General features: G+C 40.1%; 19 protein-coding genes and 1 other annotated feature. Of the genes, 6 read left to right on the top strand and 13 right to left on the bottom strand.

The genetic code is table 11. From position 1 onward, the window contains the following. The first annotated feature begins 32 nt into the window (after positions 1-32). The 3 genes from ACH0AK_RS06290 (at position 33) to ACH0AK_RS06300 (ending at position 2,237) form a co-directional block, all read left to right on the top strand. Positions 33-371 (top strand): helix-turn-helix domain-containing protein, encoded by a 339-nt coding sequence (locus tag ACH0AK_RS06290; protein ID WP_074799438.1) that lies wholly within the window; start codon positions 33-35, stop codon positions 369-371. A 9-nt stretch (positions 372-380) separates the two neighbouring features. Further along, a complete protein-coding gene (locus ACH0AK_RS06295; RefSeq protein WP_096081731.1) occupies positions 381-785 on the top strand; it encodes an ImmA/IrrE family metallo-endopeptidase in 405 nt (134 codons plus the stop codon). Positions 786-1,064: 279 nt separating this feature from the next. Beyond that, on the top strand, positions 1,065-2,237 hold the full coding sequence (locus ACH0AK_RS06300) for a site-specific integrase (RefSeq protein WP_438840772.1): 1,173 nt from the start codon (positions 1,065-1,067) through the stop codon (positions 2,235-2,237). Positions 2,238-2,322: 85 nt separating this feature from the next. Here ACH0AK_RS06300 and sufB read toward each other — a convergent pair whose 3' ends face one another. From sufB to ACH0AK_RS06360, 12 genes are all read right to left on the bottom strand, one after another. Further along, the gene (gene sufB, locus ACH0AK_RS06305; protein WP_034686829.1) at positions 2,323-3,714 is read right to left on the bottom strand and encodes a Fe-S cluster assembly protein SufB; all 1,392 of its coding nucleotides are present in this window, start codon (positions 3,712-3,714) and stop codon (positions 2,323-2,325) included. A 4-nt stretch (positions 3,715-3,718) separates the two neighbouring features. Next, a complete protein-coding gene (sufU, locus tag ACH0AK_RS06310) occupies positions 3,719-4,189 on the bottom strand; it encodes a Fe-S cluster assembly sulfur transfer protein SufU (RefSeq protein ID WP_010734639.1) in 471 nt (156 codons plus the stop codon). Next, the gene (locus tag ACH0AK_RS06315) at positions 4,176-5,411 is read right to left on the bottom strand and encodes a cysteine desulfurase (RefSeq protein WP_194179497.1); all 1,236 of its coding nucleotides are present in this window, start codon (positions 5,409-5,411) and stop codon (positions 4,176-4,178) included. Before ACH0AK_RS06315 ends, sufU begins: the two co-directional genes overlap by 14 nt. Beyond that, the gene (gene sufD, locus ACH0AK_RS06320) at positions 5,408-6,697 is read right to left on the bottom strand and encodes a Fe-S cluster assembly protein SufD (protein WP_019724375.1); all 1,290 of its coding nucleotides are present in this window, start codon (positions 6,695-6,697) and stop codon (positions 5,408-5,410) included. The genes ACH0AK_RS06315 and sufD overlap by 4 nt, the downstream gene beginning before the upstream one ends. A 14-nt stretch (positions 6,698-6,711) precedes the next feature. After that, complete coding sequence (gene sufC / locus ACH0AK_RS06325; RefSeq protein ID WP_010734636.1) at positions 6,712-7,485, bottom strand: Fe-S cluster assembly ATPase SufC; 774 nt, start codon at positions 7,483-7,485, stop codon at positions 6,712-6,714. A gap of 211 nt (positions 7,486-7,696) precedes the next feature. Then, positions 7,697-8,548 carry a MetQ/NlpA family ABC transporter substrate-binding protein gene (locus tag ACH0AK_RS06330; RefSeq protein WP_023520252.1) on the bottom strand — a complete coding sequence of 284 codons (852 nt, stop codon included), beginning with the start codon at positions 8,546-8,548 and terminating at the stop codon, positions 7,697-7,699. A gap of 23 nt (positions 8,549-8,571) precedes the next feature. Continuing rightward, positions 8,572-9,258, bottom strand: coding sequence for a methionine ABC transporter permease (locus ACH0AK_RS06335; protein WP_010734634.1), 687 nt, complete (start codon positions 9,256-9,258; stop codon positions 8,572-8,574). Beyond that, on the bottom strand, positions 9,251-10,285 hold the full coding sequence (locus ACH0AK_RS06340) for a methionine ABC transporter ATP-binding protein (protein ID WP_010734633.1): 1,035 nt from the start codon (positions 10,283-10,285) through the stop codon (positions 9,251-9,253). The genes ACH0AK_RS06335 and ACH0AK_RS06340 overlap by 8 nt, the downstream gene beginning before the upstream one ends. 67 nt (positions 10,286-10,352) lie before the next feature. Beyond that, positions 10,353-10,602, bottom strand: a binding site (T-box leader). 67 nt (positions 10,603-10,669) lie between these two features. Beyond that, complete coding sequence (locus ACH0AK_RS06345; RefSeq protein WP_010734632.1) at positions 10,670-11,008, bottom strand: glycine cleavage system H family protein; 339 nt, start codon at positions 11,006-11,008, stop codon at positions 10,670-10,672. Between the two features lies 1 nt (position 11,009). Beyond that, a complete protein-coding gene (locus ACH0AK_RS06350; protein ID WP_010734631.1) occupies positions 11,010-11,366 on the bottom strand; it encodes an arsenate reductase family protein in 357 nt (118 codons plus the stop codon). Between the two features lie 6 nt (positions 11,367-11,372). Continuing rightward, entirely contained in the window at positions 11,373-12,560 is a 1,188-nt protein-coding gene (locus ACH0AK_RS06355; RefSeq protein WP_153830134.1) for an FtsW/RodA/SpoVE family cell cycle protein, read from the bottom strand. 187 nt (positions 12,561-12,747) lie between these two features. Continuing rightward, on the bottom strand, positions 12,748-13,569 hold the full coding sequence (locus tag ACH0AK_RS06360) for a LysR family transcriptional regulator (protein ID WP_010734629.1): 822 nt from the start codon (positions 13,567-13,569) through the stop codon (positions 12,748-12,750). Between the two features lie 290 nt (positions 13,570-13,859). Here ACH0AK_RS06360 and ACH0AK_RS06365 point away from each other — a divergent pair, with 290 nt between their 5' ends. Beyond that, positions 13,860-14,828, top strand: a complete 969-nt coding sequence (locus tag ACH0AK_RS06365; RefSeq protein WP_499796796.1) for a TDT family transporter — start codon at positions 13,860-13,862, stop codon at positions 14,826-14,828. A gap of 122 nt (positions 14,829-14,950) precedes the next feature. After that, on the top strand, positions 14,951-15,994 hold the full coding sequence (locus ACH0AK_RS06370; protein WP_194179498.1) for a YeiH family protein: 1,044 nt from the start codon (positions 14,951-14,953) through the stop codon (positions 15,992-15,994). Between the two features lie 87 nt (positions 15,995-16,081). On the opposite strand, the gene ACH0AK_RS06375 is transcribed toward ACH0AK_RS06370, so the two are convergent. After that, complete coding sequence (locus ACH0AK_RS06375) at positions 16,082-16,546, bottom strand: methylated-DNA--[protein]-cysteine S-methyltransferase (protein WP_010734626.1); 465 nt, start codon at positions 16,544-16,546, stop codon at positions 16,082-16,084. A gap of 196 nt (positions 16,547-16,742) precedes the next feature. On the opposite strand from ACH0AK_RS06375, the gene ACH0AK_RS06380 reads away from it, so the two are divergent. Next, positions 16,743-17,696 (top strand): glycosyltransferase family 2 protein, encoded by a 954-nt coding sequence (locus ACH0AK_RS06380; RefSeq protein ID WP_137072797.1) that lies wholly within the window; start codon positions 16,743-16,745, stop codon positions 17,694-17,696. Positions 17,697-18,362 lie beyond the last annotated feature (666 nt).

Below are 18,362 nucleotides of genomic sequence, written 5' to 3' on the forward strand. Positions count from 1 at the left end.
TATATTCTATCTGAGCTTTAAAGGTGATTAAAATGGAAATTTTAGTGGAACGGATTAAGCAGCTCTGCAAATCTAGAAGTATTAGTGTCTCAGTACTTGAAAACAAAGTAGGCCTCCCGACAAACACGATTTATCAATGGAAAAAAAGAGTACCTGGAACAGATAAGTTAAAAAAAATAGCAGATTATTTCGACACATCAATTGATTACTTACTAGGACGCACAGACAACCCTAATTCGACACAGGAGCGTGTGCCTGACGACTTAGACAAGATGCTCGACAACGCTATGACTTTTGGTGGTAAACCACTAACCGAGATAGATAGAGCGGCAATTCGCGCTTATATAGAAGGTAGACAAAGTTCGAAGTGAGGTGAGTGTATGCAGTTATTAGAAACGGTACTTAATGAATGTGGCGTAGGTATTGCTTATGTTGAAATGGAATCAGATGGCTGCTATATCGAAGAAGAGCATATTATCTTCGTTAACTGCAGCCTCTCGCAAGAAGACAGAAGAAAAACAATTTATCATGAAATAAAGCATGTTGTAGATCACAAAGAATTTATTGAGCTCTACAAGATATTTTATTTCAGAACTAAAATGGAATATGAAGCTGATCGCTTTATGATTGAGAATTTACTCTACGATTTTTTATCTGAATGTCATATCGATCCATATCAAATAAACATTTTTTCATTTATGGACTACTATGAACTAGATTACAATTGCGAATCTACTATCAGAAATCTTATTTTAGAAATGGTAAGAAACGAAGTTGCAGTTTAATTATTATTTTTTTGCCTGGAAAACGAACATACATTCTTGAAAAGGGATTCATTATGTCCGAAAAAAATTTGACTATACCAAACGGTTTTTTACTACAGAATGAAGCAAAATTTAATATTGACATGGATAACTACTTAAATTTAATACTAACAAATGATGTTTTGTCTCAAATAGAAATATCCGAAGGAGATATTGCGTTAGTAAAAAAACAACAGGCTTTCAAGATAGAGAGTTAGCCGTGTTAGAGTCCTAGAATGTCTAAGAAAGGTGTTGATTATCATGGCTAGTATCAAGCAACAAGAAAACGGAAAGTGGCGTTTTCGTATTCGATATAAAGATAACGGAAAATTTAGAGAAGTTTCGAAAAGTGGGTTTAGAACAAAGAGAGATGCACAAGCTGCGGCAAATGAACTTGAAAGACAATATAATAACGGTGTTCAGATTGGAGCTAATAACATATTAATGGCCGACTATTTGGAGGATTGGCTCGAAGTTTACAAAAAACCAAATATCAAACAATCAACTTATCTTAGGTTAGAACGTTCCATAAGACTTCATATATTACCTACGTTTGGAATGATGAGTTTAAAGGAAATAACCCGTACAGATATTGTTAAGTGGGTAAATGACCTAGATACCACAAAGCAACAAACAAGAAACACAATTCGATCAAATCTAAATGTGTTACACGATGCATTAGAGACTGCAGTATATGAACTCAACTATCTTGAAAAAAATGTTGCTAAAAAAATAAAACTCCCAACCGCTAAAGAAGAACAGAAATTGAAATTCTATTCTAAAAATGAGCTTGCTCAAATGTTAGAATACTTATCCTCTTATAAATTAGGTAAATACGCTCATTCCATTCAATATTACGTCTTATTCTACCTGTTAGCGAGTACTGGTCTCCGATTAGGCGAAGCTTTAGCGTTAGAGTGGTTAGATATTGACGGAGATAAATTAACAGTAAACAAATCACTATCTTACGATGATCATAACAATTCAATAATTACGCCACCTAAATCAAAAACAAGTATTCGTACGATCAAAATTGATGATCGTCTTGTTCATCTGCTAAAGAAACATAAAATAAACAAGAGTGAATGTATTTTGAGGTATCGATCGTACGATAGCCCAATAAATGAATCTATGGTATTTTCTAACGAAAACGGCAACTATTTGCGCCATTCAGTTGTTAGAGAATTTTTCTATAAAACATGTGAACGTGCGAATGTCCCTGTACTTTCCCCTCATGCTTTGCGGCATAGCCATGCAGTTCATTTACTAGAATCTGGGGCAAACATAAAGTATGTCAGTACTCGACTTGGGCACAGCACTATAAGTGTGACTGCTGACATTTATATGCACATTACAGAAAAAATCGAAGATGATTCTTTAAAACTCTACCAAAACTATATGAACGAAAAAGGAGCACTCAAAGAGCACTCCTAAATTTTTTTATTATTTTTGTGGCAAATTTGTGGCAAATGTCAATCACTCACCCCATGAAAAGCTTGAAATCATTGGTAATTTAACCTTAACCAACGCTGCCTTCCATCTCATAACTAATCAACCGATTCAACTCTACCGCATATTCCATCGGTAGTTCTTTTGTGAATGGTTCGACGAAGCCCATGACGATCATTTCTGTGGCTTCAGATTCGGTCAAGCCGCGGCTCATGAGGTAGTAAAGTTGTTCTTCTGAGATTTTGGAGACTTTTGCTTCGTGTTCCAACGAGACTTGGCTGTTGTGGATCTCGTTGAATGGAATGGTATCAGATTTGGACCATTCGTCCATGATGATGGTATCACATTCGATATGAGAGATCGAGCCGGCACTGTCTTTTCCAAAGGTGACTTGGCCTCGATAGTTTACTTCACCGCCGTCTTTTGAAATTGATTTTGAGACGATCGAGCTTGAAGTGTTTGGTGCATTGTGGATCATTTTTGCGCCTGTGTCTTGGATTTGGTTGGCTCCGGCAAATGCGATGGATAGCATGGTGCCTCGTGCGCCTCGTCCGTCTAAGTAGACACTTGGGTATTTCATGGTTGTTTTGGCTCCTAAGTTGCCGTCAATCCATTCAACAGTTGCGCCTTCGTAGGCTTTTGCTCGTTTGGTTACGAGGTTATAGACGTTGTCTGACCAGTTTTGAATCGTTGTATAGCGGCAGTAGCCGTCTTTACGGGTAAAGATTTCCACGATAGCTGCGTGTAGGCTGTTGCTTGAATAAGTCGGTGCCGTACAGCCTTCGACATAGTGGATGCTGGCGCCTTCGTCCACGATGATCAACGTACGTTCGAATTGGCCGGTGTTTTCGGCGTTGATTCGGAAGTAGGTTTGTAATGGAACATCGACTTTAACGCCTTTTGGTACATAGATAAACGTCCCCCCAGACCAAACGGCTGAGTTTAGTGCGGCTAGTTTGTTATCTGTTGGTGGCACGAGTTTTGCAAAGTATTCTTTGAATAGTTCAGGATACTCTTTCAATGCAGAATCTGTGTCGGTAAAGACGATGCCGAGTTTTTCGAATTCATCTTTCATATTGTGGTATACGACTTCTGATTCGTATTGGGCAGAAGCGCCGGCTAAATAAGCACGTTCGGCTTCTGGAATACCGATTCGTTCAAAGGTTTCTTTGATTTTTTCTGGTACGTCATCCCAATCGCGAGCAGGTCGGTCACTTGGTTTTTGGTAATATTTGATGGCATTGAAATCAATGTCAGATAAGTCTGGTCCCCAGTCTTGCATAGGCATTTTGTTGAATGCTTCCAGAGATTTCAAACGGAACTCCAACATCCATTCTGGTTCTTCTTTGATCCGTGACATTTCTCGAACGACTTCTTCGGTCAAGCCTTCTCCTGTACTAAAAACGGGTTCCACATCGTCGTGGAAGCCAAATTTATATTCTTCTAATTCTGGTACGCCCATTTGCTCACTCCTTTTCCTTGTGCTCATGATGGACGGTTGCAGTACCGTCTTCTTCCATTGCTTTGCCTAGTGCTTTCCAGGCAAGTGTTGCGCATTTGATACGCGCGGGGAATTTTGCGACACCACTTAACATGGCAGCGTCCCCTAGTGATTCAAGCTCTGCGACTTCTTTTCCTTGGACCAGTAGTAAAAAGTCGTCCGTCAATTGCTCTGCTTCTGCAATTGTTTTGCCGATGACCGCATCGGTCATCATTGAGGCACTGGCTGTGCTGATGGAGCAACCACTGCCGTCAAAGGCGATATTATTGATTTTGCCGTCTTTGATCTCGACTTGTAATTCAATGACATCCCCACAGGTGGGATTGTTCATTTCAATCTTATTCGTTGATTCCGTCAACGTGCCACGATGATGTGGATGGGATGAATGGTCCAAGATCACGTGACGGTAAAGATTGTCTAATTTAGATAGGGCCATGTTGGAAAAACTCCTTTGTTGCGAGAATTGCTTGGACGAAACGATCGGCATCTGCTTTTGTGTTATAAATGTAAAAGCTGGCACGAGCTGTCGCTGCAACCCCTAGATACTTCAATAATGGTTGGGCACAATGATGACCGGCACGAACGGCGACGCCTTCCATATCAAGGGCTGTCGCTACATCATGGGGATGTAGATTCTCTAAATTAAAGGAAATCACGCCTGTACGATGCGCAGGGTCTTTTGGTCCATAGATCGTCAAGCCTTCGATTGCTTGCAGTTTTGGTAAGACATAACCAACAAGTTCTTCTTCATATTGATGAATGCCTGCTAGACCAATCGATTCAAGATAATCGATGGCAGCGCCAAGTGCGATCACACCGGCGATGTTTGGTGTGCCTGCTTCAAATTTCCAGGGAAGTTCTTTCCATGTGCTGTCTTGTAGGCCAACAAAGTCGATCATTTCTCCACCGAATTCAACGGGTTCCATTTGTTCCAACCATTTCCGTTTTCCATATAATACACCTGTTCCGGTCGTTGCGCACATCTTATGTCCGCTAAAGGCAAAGAAGTCACAGTCTAAAGATTGGACATCGATTTTGATGTGTGGGGCAGATTGTGCACCGTCCACTACCAAAATTCCGCCTTTTTCATGAACGATCGTCGCCAACTCTTGGATCGGATTGATGACACCTAATACATTAGAGGCATGGGCGACCGACACGATCTTGGTTTTTTCTGTAATGATCGAAGTGGCATGTTCTAGATCAAGAAAGCCTTCTTCGGTCAATTCGATGTATTTCAAAGTAGCGCCAGTTCGTTTTGCCAACTGTTGCCAAGGGATGATGTTCGAATGATGCTCCATGTAAGAGATCACGATTTCATCACCGGCTTTGACAAAGGCATCGCCATAGCTTTGTGCTACCCAATTCAAGCTTGTGGTCGTTCCACGAGTGAAAAGGATCTCGGCGGTCTCTTGAGCATTTAAAAAACGACGAACTTTTTCTCTGGCAGCTTCATAATCATGGGTTGCTCGCTCAGCTAATGTATGCACGCCTCGATGGACGTTGGCATTGTTTGCGGAATAATAATGCGTCATAGTCGCTAACACTTGTTTGGGTTTTTGCGTAGTCGCTGCATTGTCTAAATACACCAGGGGTTCGTCATTGACTTCCTGAAATAAGATCGGGAAATCTTGACGGATACGTTCTGGAGAAATCATACATTTAACTTCCCTTCAATAACTGCCACTAGTTCTTTGCGCACCGCTTCAACTGGGATCGCAGTTAAGACAGACCCTAAGAAGCCACGAATGACTAAACGTTCTGCTTCTTCTTTTCGTAAGCCTCGACTCATCAAATAATACATTTCTTCCGGATCGACACGTCCAACACTTGCGGCATGTCCTGCTGTAACTTCGTGTTCATCGATCAAGAGGATCGGATTGGCATCGCCTCTGGCTTTATCTGAAAGCATCAAGACACGGCTTTCTTGTTGGGCATCGGCACCTTTGGCTTTTTTCAAGATGTGTCCAATACCGTTGAATGTCAACGTACCACGTTCGCGGATCACACCATGTTGCAAGATATGTCCAATCGTATGTGGGGCTTTATTTGTCACCCGGGTATCGATTCCTTGCGTTTGTTTTCCTGAACTGATTGCCACGATCTTGACTTCCGCATGTCCGCCTTCACCGACAAGATCTGAATCAAAATCAGCGACGATATTCCCATCGTTCATCACTCCGATTGCCCAGTCCACAAAAGCATCCCGTAAGATATGTCCACGACGGTTCATATATGCTGTGACATTTTCGCCTAATTGATCGACTGCTGCATATTTGACTTTGGCACCGGCTTTGGCGATGACTTCAACAATGATATTCCCAGAGACTTTTTGTAATTCTTCTCCAGTTGTTTGGAATCGTTCCAAGTAAGAGAATTCACTGTGTTCATCTGCGACGATCAAGACGTGTTTAAAGAAGTGTTGCGAAAATGCGCCTTCTTGGATAAACAGGGATTCGATCGGTTCTTTAATGACTACGTTTTTTGGTACATATAAGAACAAGCCACTATTCATGAATGCCGCATGAAGCGCAGTCAATTGGTCTTCGTCCATTTCAACCGCTTTCGTCATGTAATATTCTTGGACTAATTCAGGGTATTCTTGCATTGCCGTAAATAGATCTGTAAAGATCACTCCTTGTTCTGCAAGGTCTGCGGATAATTGCTCAAAGACAGTCAAGGTGCCTTGTTGCACGACTAATGGATTGTCTTTCATCGCATCAAATGCCGCAACATTTCCAGATTCAGGTGTCTGATCAGTCAACTCATTGATTGAAAACAATGGCCAACGGTGGAATTTCACACGTTCGATATGGGGCAATGGTAGTTCATCTGCTTTTTTCAGCGCCTCTTGACGAAGCGTCGTCATCCATTCCGGTTCACCTTTACTGAATGAAAAATCTGTAACAGCGTCAAGATGATCGAGCCATTTAATGTCTTTCATAGATGTGCTCCTCCTTACGCTTCTTCTTCTTTGTAGTCGATTCCTAATTCTTTACTGATGCCAGCATATCCTTCGGCTTCTAGGCGTTTTGCTAGATCTGCACTACCAGTCATCACGACACGACCTTCCATCATGATGTGGACGACGTCAGGTGTGATGTAGTTTAACAAGCGTTGGTAATGAGTGATGATCAAGGCACCAAAGCTGTCGCCACGCATTTCGTTCACGCCTTTTGCCACGACTTTCAGTGCATCGATATCTAAACCAGAATCGATTTCATCTAAAATCGCAAACGTTGGTTCTAACATCAAGAGTTGTAAGATCTCGTTACGTTTTTTCTCTCCACCAGAAAAGCCTTCGTTCAAATAACGTTCAGCCATTTCTTCTGGCATGTTCAAAAGTGCCATCTTTTCATCTAACTTTTTCAAGAATGACATGACAGAAATCTTGTCATCTTCCGGACGTGTCGCATTGATCGCTGCACGCATAAATTCGGCATTTGTGATTCCTGGAATCTCACTTGGGTATTGCATGGCTAAAAACAGACCTAAACGTGCACGTTCATCTACTTCTAGCTCTAACACATTTTGCCCATCAAAAAGGATTTCTCCTTCAGTTACTTCGTAATTCGGATTTCCCATAATTGCAGCAGACAAGGTCGATTTACCTGTTCCGTTTGGTCCCATGATGGCATGGATTTCCCCTGTTTTCATTGTTAAATTCACACCTTTAAGGATTTTCTTGTCCTCAATCGACACATGTAGGTTTTTTATTTCTAAGACAGACATGTAGTTCCCCTCCATATTCTGATTCGTTCTCACTTATTTTAGACTAATTGAGAATGAAGCGCAACGCCCCGACCAGTTAAAAATGTCATAATTTTGATTTATTGCAAATAAAACATCATTTTCAATTGATAATCTTTATAAACTGAATAAAATAGTTTTGTTCGTTTTTTCTCAAAAAAAGTCTAGGAATCATTCCCAGACTTTACAGGTTTTATTTTGCATCCGCATCGACAGATTTTACGGAGCCTTCCCATTGTTCTTCGATCCATTGACGAACATCTTCTTGATGCAAGACTTCAATCAATTTTTTGATCTTGTCGCTGTCTTCGTCACCTTTACGTGTCGCAATGATGTTGACATATGGTGAGTTATCTTTTTCTAGTAATACCGCATCTTCTAATGGATTCAATCCAGCGCCGTAAGCAAAGTTCGCGTTGATAGCTACTAGATCACCTTCATCATTTTGGTAGGTAGAAGCCAATAATGCTGGATCGATCGTATGATTGAATTTCAAGTTTTTAGGATTTTCATCGATATCATCAAATGTGGCTGTTTCTAAATCAACGCCGTCTTTGACTGTCACTAAACCAGCGTCTTTCAAGATCGTGATGATCCGTCCCCAGTCAGATTCTGAATTTGAAGTAATGATCGTTGCGCCATCTTCTAATTCAGAAATGTCTTTGATTTTTTTTGAATACAAGCCCATTGGTTCGATGTGGACAGCACCCGCATTGACAAAATCATAGCCTTTTTCGTCGATTTCTTTGTTCAAGTAAGGGATGTGTTGGAAATAGTTCGCATCGATGTCGCCTTCTGATAATGCTTGGTTTGGCAAGACATAATCGTCAAATTTGACGATTTCCAAATCAATGCCTTCGTCTTTCAAAAGAGGTTTCACATGTTCTAAGATTTCCGCATGTGGTGTTGGTGATGCGCCGATTTTCAAGGTTGTATCGTCGTCTGATGCGTTTGATGAGTCACTACTGCTTCCACCGTTTCCACATGCGGCTAATCCAACTGTCAGTAAAAGCGTTGCTGCAAATCCAAAAATTTTCTTTTTCATATCCTATATCCTCCTATTTCCTACTATCTTTTATCTGTTTTCTTCGTTAAGAAATCCCCGATTCCTTGAACAATAAATACAATGACTAAAATAATCAAGGTAGCGACAAAAGTCACTGTTAAATTACCACGTTGGTAGCCTTCTTGCCAAGCCAAGCCACCTAGACCGCCGGCACCGATTGCACCTGCCATGGCAGTAAAACCGATCATCGAGATCGTTGTTACAGTCAAACCTGAGATCAAAGCCGGGACACTTTCAGGTATCAAGACTTTCCAAATGATTTCCCAATAGCTCGCCCCCATCGCATCTGCGGCTTCTAAGACCCCAGGGCTGACTTCGCGAAACGCGATTTCTACAAGTCGAGCGTAAAAAGGAGCAGCGGACAACACGAGAGCTGGAATCGCTGCTTGTGCGCCTAACATCGTTCCCACGATTGCTTTGGTAAAAGGAATGATCAAGACCATCAAGATCATGAATGGTGTCGATCGGAAAATATTACTAATGATCGAAACGATGCCGTAAATGATCCGCGCATACGGTTTGTTTTTGCGACCGATCGAGTAAAGGATCAAACCAAGGATCAAACCGATGATGGTTACTAAGACCATGGAGATCAACGTCATGTATAACGTGTCCATGATGGCTTGTTGCATCGTCTCCATGTTGATTTGGCTGAAATCAAGGTAGGTTTCTGTGAAGCTTTTATCCATGATGGATCACCTCCACTCCGACGCCTTGCTCTTTGATGAAGTTTTCTGCTTGGTCCAATTCGTTTTCCTCTCCGATCATCAAGGTAGTCAGTGAACCAAACGAGCCTTCTTTAGTTTGCTTGATTTTCCCATATACGACGTTGATATCCACATTGTAACGACGAATGGCTTGAGAAATCACTGGTTCGTTGGCGTTCGTTTCGTTGAAGGTCAATGTCACTAAGCGACCGTCTGGATTTTCTTTGATCAACTCTGCCAATAATTCAGTGGATTCAGCTTCTGGTTCGATGTCTTGTTGGACGAAACGTTTCGTGACTTCTTGTTGCGGATGACGGAAAACGGTCAACGCATCGCCTTCTTCTACGACTTGCCCACGCTCCATCACTGCCACTTTGTTACAGATTTTGCGAATAACGTTCATTTCATGAGTGATCAAAACAATCGTCAAGTTCAACTTTTTATTGATTGCTAATAATAAATCTAAGACCTCTTCTGTCGTTTGTGGGTCCAATGCACTTGTCGCTTCATCGCAAAGGAGGATTTCTGGTTCATTGGCTAACGCACGAGCAATCCCGACTCTTTGCTTTTGTCCACCGGATAATTGGGACGGATAAGCTTGTCCTCGTCCTTCCAAACCGACTAAACGGAGCAATTCTTCTGCTCTTTCTTTCCGTTGTTGTTTCGATACACCGGCTAATTCCAAAGGGAACTGGATATTTTCTAGTACGGTACGTGACCACAATAGATTGAAATGTTGAAAAATCATGCCGATTTTTTTACGAAAAACGCGTAATTCTTTATTTTTTAATTTAGTAATGTCTTGGTCGTTGACAATTACTTGACCATCTGTAGGTAATTCCAAGCCGTTCAACAAACGGACTAACGTACTCTTACCAGCACCGGAATAACCGACGATGCCGTAAATGTCGCCTTGTTCCACTTGTAGTGAAACGTCGTTGATAGCGTGGATCGTCCCATGTTTCCCGCCAAATGTTTTCTTGACATTCGTCAATTGGATCAATGACATATCGTTCACATCTTTCTTTACTTATTTTCTCTTAGACAACAAAAAAACTTTCGTCCTTTGCGTTTAGCAAAAGGACGAAAGTTTAGACTTCCGTGTGACCACCTTGATTCGCTGCTATTTCACAATAACAACCTCGTTCAGTACTTGACGCTAGTCGCATACTGCTGTGCTATAACGGGCACTCCCGTAGTCAGTTTGCTTGCGCTCACTCACTCTGCTCTAAGACCATCTTCCATCTCATTTCCGTTACCCTTTCACAGCAAACCGGGCTCTCTTGAAACATCTGTGACATGTACTCTTCTTATCAAAGCTTTCAATATGATTGTTTATGATTATAGCAGTTACAAGAATCAGTGTCAAACATTTATTTGAACATCGTGTTTCTTAAAGTGCGTCGAATTCTGCTGCATCGACATCTTTAAAACTCAATAACCACGCAGTCATTTCATCTTCATCGTTCAAAACAGCGATATTCTCACTGATTTTTTCATTCACAGATGAGACTGTTCCAGATAATGGACTTGCAAATTCAGTGACTGCTTTTTCTGCTTCTACTTCAACTAGTGCATCGCCTGCTTGATACGCTTTACCGATTTTTGGTAAGTTGGCAAACGTGATCTCACCTAGATCTTCTTGCGCTTCTTTTGTCAAACCTACACAGTATTCTTTTCCATTAAATAAAATCCAAAGGTTATCTTTCTTCTTTAAGTGTTTCCCAGCCATTTTAATTGAATGCTCCTTCGTATATTTTTTCATTAAAACCGATTGTGACCAGTTGATTGTCTTTGACGATCAATGGACGTTTGATCAACATGCCGTCCGTAGATAACAGCTGACTTGCTTCTGTGAGGGATAATTCATCGATTTGGTCTTTTAGACCAAGTTCACGGTACTTCATCCCGCTTGTATTAAAGACACGTCGAAGCGGCACATCGGAATGCTTCAACCATGATTCGATCGTTTCTGCCGTAGGCGTATCTTTGACCATGTCGACCGCTTGATACGTTACTTGATGATTGTCGAGCCAAGCCTTGGCTTTTCGACAAGTGGAACACTTTGGGTACTCATAAAAAGTAAACAACTTACGTTACCTCCTAGAATTTTTTACCGGTGCTTCATTTTGATAACGCATAGATAAGATCAATCCGATCCCAATCATATTCCCTAAGATCGATGAACCCCCTTGACTGATAAACGGCAATGGAATCCCAGTTAATGGAAGTAAGCCGATATTTGCGCCAATGTTTTCAAAGACATGGAATAAGAGCATCATGATCAATCCACTTGCGATATAGGCATAAAACTCATTGTTCGTATCGAAGCAGACACGTATCATACGATAAATCAATACAAAATACAAGAAAATGACAAATGCGCCACCAATAAAGCCAAAATTCTCGCCAATGACAGTGAATATCATATCCGATTCTCGGACTGGCACGTAAATGTTGCTGACGTTAAAGCCTTTTCCGAACATCCCACCTGTTCCGATTGCTAAAATCCCTTGGGCGGGTTGGAAGCTAAAGCCCGACGTATCATGAAATGGATCGAGCCAAGAATCGATTCGGGCAAATTGGTAAGATTTGAACCCAACAGTATATAGGAATTCTCTTCCTGATTCTGTGGTCACAAGGAAAATCGTTCCTGCCCCCACAATAAATGCTAAAGCAAAGATCGGACCAATGATTTTCCAAGAAATCCCTGACATCAAAAAGACGCCACCAAAGATCGCCAGAAAGACGAGCATCGTCCCAAAGTCTTTTTGCGCCATGACTAACGCAATCACAGGAATCGAAATGATCAACATCTTTGCAATCAGCCAAAAATCAGATTTGATTGTGCGAACTTTGACTTGCGTATTGTGCTTCGTTACGATCAACGCCAGCATCAAAATATAAGCGATCTTCATCAGCTCGGCTGGTTGAAATGTGACACTTCCAAAACGGAACCAGTTTTTTGAACCAGTACTTGCCGCCAGAGTTTGGTCGTAAAATCGTAAGAGCAACCCCATGACAAGCAATCCTAGTCCATAGAGATACGGTGTCAATTTCCAGATCCATTTTGAATTGATCCGCATGACGATTGCAATCGCTACTGCTCCCACAAGGTACCAAATGATCTGCATCCCGACACCTCTTGTCACAGAAGGACCGTTTGGATCATGTGTCAATGCAACGTATAAGGATAAAATCCCAATCAAACATAATAAAAATACTGGTAGAATGACTCCGTAATCAATGCGGTTATCATTCGAAGTTTTTATTTTTTTTTCCATTTTTCATCCCTTTTCCTAAAAACCATACTGCCCTATATTATAGCTGTCTCCTTCTATAAATGAAAGCCAAAGCAAATGAGATTTGCGAAAAATTAATCTTATTCATTTCTCTTTATCCTTTCTTAAGATAAAAACGAAAAAAACGCTTATTCAAGGGAGAAGTTCTATTGATTCCGTCTGATATTTTTCATTTTTTCTTTTCCTTTTTATAGAAATCCAAGATCTCATTTCCTACTTCTAATAACCGTTCAGAGGTCAAATGGGTCCGTTGGATCAAATAGAACTGACGAGATTCAGCTAAAGGTTCAACGTGTATCCCTTTTGGTACTGCTCGTTTGGATAATATGGATCGTCCGATTCCTTCTTTCAACATCGCCACAATGACTTCATTACTTTTTACAAGCATTTTCTTCCCTTGGATATTCTTTTCTTCAAAATAACGTTGCGTGTAATGGAACACACCTGAAGAAGATTCCCTGACTAGCCATAGCTCACTCTTAGGATCACCTGCAACGACCAACGCATCTTCAAGTAAAGAAAAGCGTTGTACTCCGGTTGTTTCTAAAGGTTTTTCGATAAAACCAAAATCAGCTTCATGTTTTGCCACTTGCTCCAAACTCTCATGAGAATTCGCAAAAGCAATCGAAAACTTGATTTTTGGAAAACGCACGATCAACTCTTTCATCAATTGAGGCAATAAATACACCGCAAATGTATGGGAAGCGACGATCCGGCACACTTCTTCTTCATTTTTTTCATCCGCTAATTGTTGTTGTGTTGTTTCCCATTCTTCCAATAAAACCAATGTTCGTTCATAAAGCAAATCCGCTTGTTTTGTCGGTTTCATCTCTTGTCGTCCATTACGCTGGAAAAGTTCCACCCCAAGATCCCGCTCCAATTGTTTGATTTGATTGGACACCGCAGGTTGAGACAAATAGAGTAATTCAGCGGTTCGCGAAAAATTTCTTGTTTCATAAACGACACGAAAGGTTGTTAATAATTTAAACATCTAACCACTTCCATTATCTTTTTTTATAGTAACTATAATAACTATTTGATTTAAATATATCAAAAAGACTCTATAATGAAAAGTGTAAGGAACAGGTTGTGGACCTTCAGTTACACACACCTCACAGCCTTCCAGACAGCTTACTGCAACGATAAGGAGAAGCATCCATGCGATTTGTTTTTTCCCATTGAAAAACTTTACTATTCTTCGTAACAAGCAGTTTTCATCGTTGGCTACTTATCGTTGCAACGAGTCTGTCCTTGATTATCAATAAAAAAGGAGAGTAATGTATGAAGCATTTCTTGAAGATTGTTCCGATCCCGATTTGTGGGTTGATCCTTGGATTGACTTCTTTAGGGAATCTTTTAAAAGACTATCATTTGACACATGTAGGGAATTTTGTAGGTGCGATCGGTATGCTTTTGATGCTGTTGATCATCGGCAAACTGATCCTTTTATTTGAACACACGAAGCAACATCTATATGATCCAATCGTCGCTTCCGTCTCGCCGACCTTTACGATGTCTTTGATGGTCATCTGTACGTATTTTATTTCTTTCAAATCAATTGCGCCAATCGTCAAATTGATTTGGTTAGCCGCAGTGATCTTCCAAATCATCTTGGTTCTGTACTTTAATTACCATCATGTAGTTAAAGCAGACTTGTCAATAGAAGCAATTTTTCCAAGCTGGTTTATCGTGTATGTTGGTTTTGGTGTCATCACAGTAACTGCTGGAAACTTTTCTCCGATCCTTGGAAAGATCTTCTTCTGGCTTTCGTTAGCTTGTTATGTCGTACTACTACCAATCATCATCCATCGAATTTTCTTTGTCAAAAATATGGCGCAACCAACCTTGCCATTGATTGCGATTCTTGCAGCACCTGGTTCTTTGTGCCTGACAGGGTACTTAAAAAACTTTGAAGACCCAAATTTGGCCTTAGTCATGACGTTGTTCCTTGTTTCGCAAGTACTTTACTTTATCGTTTTAGCCATGTTACCACGTCTATTATTGCTTGATTTTTATCCAAGCTTTGCAGCCTTTACTTTCCCATTGGTAATCTCTGCTACAGCAATCTCTACTGCCACTGCTTATTTCCATCAATTAGGGTTTGCTACAGGGATCTTAGATGGATTGAAAGTCATCGAGTGTTTGATTGCCTGTGGCATGATCGCTTACGTCTTAGGACACTATGCCATCTACTTGATTAAAGAACACAGTCAACATAAACATCACCTTTCAAAGGGATTGATAGAATAGACTTCACCTTCTGTCTTTTTCACTTAGTAAAAAGGCAGAAGGTTTTTTTGTATTCACGAAGAAACAATTAAATGATACTATATTTTAGAAAAACTTTTTCTTAAATGAAAGGAAAGAATCAAATGAATGCTTTATTCACTTATATAAAAACGCTGAAAAAATTTGGTGGCCGAAAAATCTTACCCGGACTACTACTCGCCTTTTCTGTCGCAGTCATTAGTCGGCTACTGGGACCCTTTGTCCCTCAACTCGGTGCAGGAACGATTGCGATTTTACTTGGTATCGTCTTAGGAAACACCTTGTTTAAGCAACCTGAACTTGCGGTGGGTACCAAATTTGCCGAAAGTAAACTATTAGAATGTTCCGTTTTCTTGCTTGGTGCAACTGTGACGATCCAAACGATTGCACAGATTGGTTTCAAAGGTGTAACTTTCGTGTTACTCCAAATGACTGTCACGATTCTTGGTGCCTATTTCATCGGAAAAAAACTATTGTTCAGCGATACATTTTCCTTGATGATGGCAGGTGGAAACGCCATTTGCGGTTCTTCAGCCATTGCTTCGATTGCTCCAGTGATCCATGCAGATGAAGAAGAAAAGGGTCAAGTCATTACCTTGGTCAATCTTTTAGGAACAGTGATGATGTTGACACTTCCCTTTTTAGGTCTCCAACTCTTTGGTGATCAACTGATCGAAAAAAGTGCACTTATAGGTGGTACTTTACAATCCGTTGGACAAGTTGTTGCTGGAGCAAGTCTATTAGATACTTCAGTCGTGCAATTTGCAATGCTGTTTAAAATCATGCGGATCATGATGCTTGTGGTCGTGGTCTTCCTCTTTGAAAAATTTATGAAAAAAAAACAGCCGGCCGTCTCTTCAACGTATACGCCAAAAAACCACAAACGAAAAATGCCACTTCCTTGGTACGTTTTAGGCTTCTTGATCGTGTGTTTAATCAACAGCTTCTTTACCATTCCCCATGTGATTGATCAAAGCGCTAGTTTTATTAGTGGTTGGTTTGAGGTCACTGCATTAGCCGCGATTGGCTTACGTTTGGATTTTGCAAAGTTCATGAAAGAAGGAAAACGATTCTTGACGTATGGATTGACTGTGGGACTTTTACAAACGATCATGGCTTTATTCTTTATTTGGTTGATCAAACTATAAGTAAAAATAAGCACCAACACCTCGGAAAGATTTTCTATTTCGAGGTGTTGGTGCTTATTTATCTGTGCTGTCAGCTAGTAGTACAGCCTAATGAGCTAAAATATTTTCAAGCACTAATAGTTGCCGTTTGATCACTAACCCATTTTCAGCTTTCCCCATATACCCAGTCAATTGTCCATTTTGCCCAATCACTCGGTGACAAGGAATAACGATTGGTAGAGGATTCAAACGATTGGCTTGACCAATCGCACGAGCTGCCTTTGGTTGCCCGATTGCCTGTGCCACTTGTTTATATGTGCGACTTTGTCCATAAGGGATTCTTGTGAGCACTCGCCAAACCTTTTGTTGAAAGGCTGTTCCTCTTTGGAAAGATAAAGGTACATCGAAAACGTGTCTTTCACCTGAAAAATACTCTTCCAGCTGTTGTTTTGCCAAGGATAAAATCTGAGCATTTGCTTCTTCATTTTCAGAAATTCGTTCAAAAGAGACAGCTGTTAATCCTTTTTGATCGGCATCAAGCCATAAAGGACCGATTGGTGTTTCAATTTTCATTTTTGTCCGCCTTCCTCCTCACTTATTTTATTTATCATCTATGATTCAAGAAAAAAAAGCAACCTAAAAGTTTATTTAATGCCATAGAGATGGTACACTGAATAAGGCGCTTATAACATATTTTATTTTTGTTATTTAAGCATACTTTTATTTATATAGGTTATATGAAAAAAACATGCTTGAAAGGAACGAAAACATGAAAATATCAATTGTCATCCCTTGTTTTAATGAAGAAAAAACTGTCCCACTTTTTTTTGACGAAGTCGAAAAATTTCGTGGCGATTACGAGTTCGAGTATCTTTTTATCGATGATGGGTCAAGTGATGGCACATTGGCTGCCATCAAAAAATTAGCGAATGTACATGAATCCGTTCGTTTTGTCGCTTTTTCACGAAATTTCGGAAAAGAAGCTGCACTATATGCCGGCCTGCAAGCCTCTACAGGAGACCTTGTCACTGTCATGGACGTCGATTTACAAGATCCGCCTGAATTATTACCAGTGATGATCGATAAAGTCATCAACTCCGATATCGATTGTATCGGTACACGCCGTTCTACTCGTGAAGGTGAACCAGCTATCCGTAGTTTCTTTGCGAAGAAATTTTACCAATTGATCAATAAAATCAGTGATACTGAAATGATTGACGGTGCAAGAGATTATCGCATGATGACTCGCCAAATGGTGGATGCGGTCTTAGAATTAGCGGAATACAATCGCTTTTCAAAAGGACTATTCAGTTGGGTAGGATTCAAAACTGAGTATCTCTCATTTGAAAATCGCGAACGCGTTGCCGGTGAAACGTCTTGGTCATTTTGGAAATTATTCAACTATTCAATTGATGGGATCGTCAATTTTTCTGACACGCCATTGAACATCGCCTCATTTGTTGGTGCATTATCATGTATCGGTTCAGGAATCGCCATATTATTTATTATTTTACGTGCGTTATTATTTGGTGATCCAACTTCCGGTTGGCCTTCACTCGTCTCGATCGTTTTATTCATCGGCGGAATCCAACTCCTTTGTCTTGGCATCATTGGGAAATATATCGGGAAAATCTTCCTAGAAACGAAAAAACGCCCAGTCTATATCGTACGGGAAACTGAAAAACAAAAAGCCCACCAAATTGGGGAACAAACAGATAAATAAGTAATGAATGAAGCTATCCTTTCAAATTAGAGGGTAGCTTTTTCTTTTATGATAGCCAGTTAAAATAACTCTCATTATAAAAAATATTTTAACTGATTGCGTTTTATCTATCCATTCATTGCGTATACTTATAGATGATAACGTTTCTATCTGTTAATTATAGCTGATAGCATTTTTTATGTTAGATTTTTGACTAATCCGTAAGAATGGAGTTATTACATGGATAATTTTTTAGTAATAGTTGCTTACTTTTTTCTCTCTCTTCTCTATATATTTTTATTCTCATTGGCTTTTTTTTTTTTGAAAATGGAAAAATATCGTAAACAAATCTTCGAGAATAAATACTTATTACCAGATATTGAATACACAAAAGAGTATTATTTGATTACGAAAAGAAGTAATCTATTTGTTTTTACTGGCTTAACTTCTTGTATCATAGCTGGCATATTTTTGATAAATAACAAATATTACTTAACTTTAGGATGCGCCTTATTTGCTGTACTCTGCTTACACTTATCTCTAGACAAATGGCGATACTTTAAAAGAACAATCTCTCAAGGTTACCTAGTAACCTACAGAAAAAACTATATTCTATCTATTTTTTTACAGAACCAGAAGAGCAACAAAAGATTCTTTCTAGGCAAAGAGTCATGCTTGTACTCGCAT

It is taken from the genome of Enterococcus pernyi (assembly GCF_045371165.1).
GTDB lineage: Bacteria > Bacillota > Bacilli > Lactobacillales > Enterococcaceae > Enterococcus_B > Enterococcus_B pernyi.